General features: G+C 66.6%; 2 protein-coding genes and 1 pseudogene. 2 read left to right on the top strand and 1 reads right to left on the bottom strand.

Going from position 1 to position 3,872, the window contains the following annotated elements:
* Positions 1-128: 128 nt before the first annotated feature.
* Together LDL48_RS43105 and LDL48_RS43110 are read left to right on the top strand one after the other, a co-directional pair.
* A pseudogene (locus LDL48_RS43105) lies at positions 129-523 on the top strand (transposase); the annotation flags it as partial.
* Positions 524-1,238: 715 nt separating this feature from the next.
* Positions 1,239-1,880, top strand: coding sequence for a hypothetical protein (locus LDL48_RS43110; protein WP_225260993.1), 642 nt, complete (start codon positions 1,239-1,241; stop codon positions 1,878-1,880).
* A 472-nt stretch (positions 1,881-2,352) separates the two neighbouring features.
* On the opposite strand, the gene LDL48_RS43115 is transcribed toward LDL48_RS43110, so the two are convergent.
* Positions 2,353-3,872: penicillin-binding transpeptidase domain-containing protein (locus LDL48_RS43115; protein ID WP_255630546.1), on the bottom strand; the 1,520-nt coding region annotated here is incomplete at its 5' end.

Here is a 3,872-nt window from a genome sequence, read left to right on the forward strand (position 1 = left end):
CAACCACCGCCGACGCCACTCAGCACTGGGCTACCGCAGCCCCGCCGACTACGAACGAACCCTGGAAACCGTTACGCTGCAGCAGAGCGCGGCATAACCCGGTGTCCACATCCCGGGGGGAAGCTCACGTGACCGCCGGGCATCGCGGTGACAGCCCGCAGTTCATCCCTGTCTTGCGCAGGATCCGGGTCGGTCGTCTCGGCGTGGGCCGGGCCAGGACCCGCCCGGAGGTGGTGCTGGCGGACAAGGCCTACACCAGCCGAGGTAACCGCCGTTACCTGCGTCAACGAGGGATCAAAGCGTGTATCCCGAGTAAGAAGGACCAGGACGCGCACCGCAAGGCCAAAGGATCCAGAGGCGGGCGTCCCCCGCCTTCGACCCCGAGCTTTACCGGCTGCGTCACGCCGTCGAGTGCGGCATCAACCGCCTCAAGCGATACCGGGGTGTGGCTACTCGCTACGACAAGTTAGCCGTGCGCTACCAGGCCGTTCTGACCATCACCATCATCAGCGAGTGGCTCTGAACCACTTATGACACACAGCCTAGACCGGTACCAGCACCACCGGAAGACCAGCATGAGCAGCACGATCGCCAGGCTGACGATGAGCAGCAGGTAGGGCAGCAGGGCGTCACTGAGTTTGGCTGACATGTCGATGGTGAGGGCGGTCAGCCGGTGATCGCCAGCGTGGCGCCGGTGGCATGCCGGATCGCCGGTTGTTGGTCGCGGATCGCGGCGACCAGGTCGGTGGTGGCCGGGTCGTTGGGGCCGCTGACCGGTACGACCTGCAGCAGTGCGGTGTCACCGGCCGGTGAGGGAGAGCGTTGGCTGGCTCACTCACCACCTCACGGCCCGCGCTCCATCCCCGAGAACCACTGCTCTGCCGCCGCTTCGTTTACCTAACGCCGACGACGATCTGATCCTTGACTCACGTTTCTCCGACAAGATCACCGGCAACCTCTGCGCCGCTGATCACCGCTGTTTCGATGTAGATGATGCCGTGAAGAGACGGCATCGACCTCGAGAAACAGGCAAGCTGGATGCCCACGTCCATATGGCACGGTGATGGCTAGGATTTCCCGCTGGGCCACAAGTCCGGCACATCCGTCAACGCTCGGAGAGAACCTTGCGCGCAACTCGAATCGCCCTGTCCGTCCTCACGGCCGTCGGCCTGACAACATTCCTGGCGCCTACCGCGGCCGGGGCCTCGCCGGCTCCCTCCGGAACCCCGGCAGTCAACATGGCCGCGCCCAGAACCTACTTGTACGACTTCACCAGCACCGCAGAAGGCTGGAGCGCCGACTTCGCCGACTATTCACCGGGGTCGAACGACATGCAGCTCCAAGCTCGCATCGCTCCGCTGCCCCCGGGAACTGCCAACGGCAACGCATACTTCATGCAAGGCATGAACCGCAGCGACGACCTGTACATGTTCCTCAAGCGCCGCCTCGGGCCCGCCGACGGCATCACCGCCGGCCAGCGGTACTCGGTGCAGACCTCGGTGACCTTCTGGACCAACAGCTCCGCCGAGTGCTTCGGTGTCGGCGGCTCCCCAGGCGGTTCCGTCTACCTCAAGGCGGGCGCTTCCACGGTCGAGCCGCGTGTCTACCTCGACACCGCCGACAATCACTTCCGAGTCACCTTGGACAAGGGCAACCAGTCGGGGGGCGGCACCGAGGCCACCGTCCTCGGCAACATCGACAACGGCCTGCCGTGTGACAGCGGCAACTGGGTCAAGGTCACCCGCTCCAGCTCCACGACCCTGACGGTGCAGGCCGACGCCAATGGCTACCTTTGGCTCAACACGGGCACCGACTCCGGGTACGAGGGCCTGACACAGCTCTACTACTCGAGCATCTCCGCCACCCTCACCGCGCGCTGACCTCACCCATCCAAATCCTGACAGTGCACAAGAAGTTCCCGCCGGGTCCATGCGAAGCTGCTCGGCCGCGCCGAATCGCGGACATGGCCAGCATGGCCCGGCGGGCGTACCACTATCGCGGTAGCTCGCGCGTCCATGCCGTAGCGAGCCGCCCGCCTCTTGTTCTCGCGGACGAACCACGGCTCAAGCTTCGTCCAGGAGCACCCTGTCGTCGAGGTGGAGCGCAGTGAGCCAGGGGATATGGTCGTTGCCTTGCAGCGCCTCATCGCGCAGCGCGCCGAGCAAACGTTCCACCGGCAGCGCACCCGCCGTGCGCAGCTGGCTTATGCACACCGGCTCGCCGTCGACCGTCGGGGGCGGCAAGTGCCCGCCCAGTGTCGACGAGCTCGGGTCCTGCGTGGCAGCCAGGCGGCCCCAACAGGCGGGCGGGTGCGGCGGCAATCCGCTCGCACAGCCCGGCAAATCAACGACCTCAGTCATTCGTCCGCGCGGCGCCCTTGCCGTTGCTGACCTCGATCATCACCACGCCGCCCTTGATGGTGCGGCCGCTGGGGTTGGTTCCGGCCGCCGTGCCGGCCGGGCAGGTCGAGTCGACCTGGCCGGGCTGGACCGAGACGTCGAAGCCGGCGCCCTCCAGCTGACTCGTGGCGGCGGGTATCGCCTTGCAGTTCACGCTCGGGATCGAGCGCTGGTCGCCGACCGTCAGCTTCTTGCTGCCGGGTCGTTTGAAGTTCTCCTTCGGCTTGCCCTTCATGTAGTCGCCCACCGTCTCGTACGCCACCGGGTTGACGATGTCGTGGCTCATCGTGCCGGGATGGTTGGCGTAGTCCGGGTTGACCAGCAGCGCGGCCACCACGATCTTGGTGGTGCCGACCACCAGCGACGCGGTCTTCTCGTTGTCGGTGGTACCGGTCTTGCCGAAGATCGGGTGACTGTTGTAGTTGCCGGCGGCGGGCGCCGTGGCGGCGCCGTTGCAGCTGCCCATCTGCGGCGAGTCGCCGACCGGGCACCGTGCCGCGTCGATCGCGGCGCGGGCGACGTCCTTGGAGATGGCCCGGACACAGTGCGGCTTGCCCACGTCCAACTTCTTGCCGTCCTGCGTCTTGATCTCCTGCACCGGCGTCGGCGTGCAGTACATGCCGTCACCGGCCAGCGTGGCATACGCGCTCGCCAGGTCGAGCGGGGTGGTCGCGGAGACACCGAGCGTGAACGAGCCCCAGCCCGAGGCCTTGTCCTCGTCGTTGGCGATCTCGGCCTCGTTGGGGGCGCGGAACTGGATGCCCATCCGCTTGGCCACGTCGATCACGGTCTCCGCGCCGACCAGCTCCATCAACGGGACGAAGAACGTGTTGATCGACTTTCCGAACCCGGTGTACATGTTGAAGACGCCGGCCCCGCCGCCGTCGGAGTTGCCCGGGCACCAGAAGTTCGTGCCCTGGCAGGCCGAGCGGCTGCCGTACTCGGTGCGGAATTTCGTCTTCGCCCGCTTCTCGGTCTTGATGGTGTGGCTCAGCGGGTAGCCCTTCTCCAGGGCCGCCACGATGGTGAACATCTTGAACACCGAGCCGGCCTGGTACCCGGTGATGTCGCCGCCGCCGCTGAGCAGCGGGTTGGTGGTGTTCGGGTAGGTGCCGCGAATGCCCTTGCTGCGCTTCTTCGGGTCCGAGGACGGCTTGTTCTGCGGATCCGCCGGGTCGTCGAGCTTGAACTTACGGTTCGTGGCGAGGGTGCGGACCCGGCCGGTGGCCGGCTCGACGCCGGCGGCCAGCAGCGCGTCCTCGTTGCTGTCCTTGAGCCGGTCGGAGATGTTCTTCCGGGCCGCGGCCTGCGCCTTGACGTCCAGCGAGGTGACGATCCGGTAGCCGCCGCTCTTGAGCTGCCGCTCCCGGTCGTAGGTGGTGACGCCGAACGCCGGCTGGCTCAGCCACCAGCGGTAGAAGTAGTCACAGAAGAAGCCCCAGTGGTTCTTCGCCACCGACACGCAGCCGTTGC

It is taken from the genome of Jidongwangia harbinensis (genome assembly GCF_020216025.1).
In the GTDB taxonomy this organism is placed as follows: Bacteria; Actinomycetota; Actinomycetes; order Mycobacteriales; family Micromonosporaceae; genus Actinoplanes; species Actinoplanes harbinensis.

Bases quoted from the DNA above. Each gene is read 5' to 3' on its own strand.
- LDL48_RS43110 (WP_225260993.1), top strand. From the start codon at position 1,239: ATGGCCGCGCCCAGAACCTACTTGTACGACTTCACCAGCACCGCAGAA.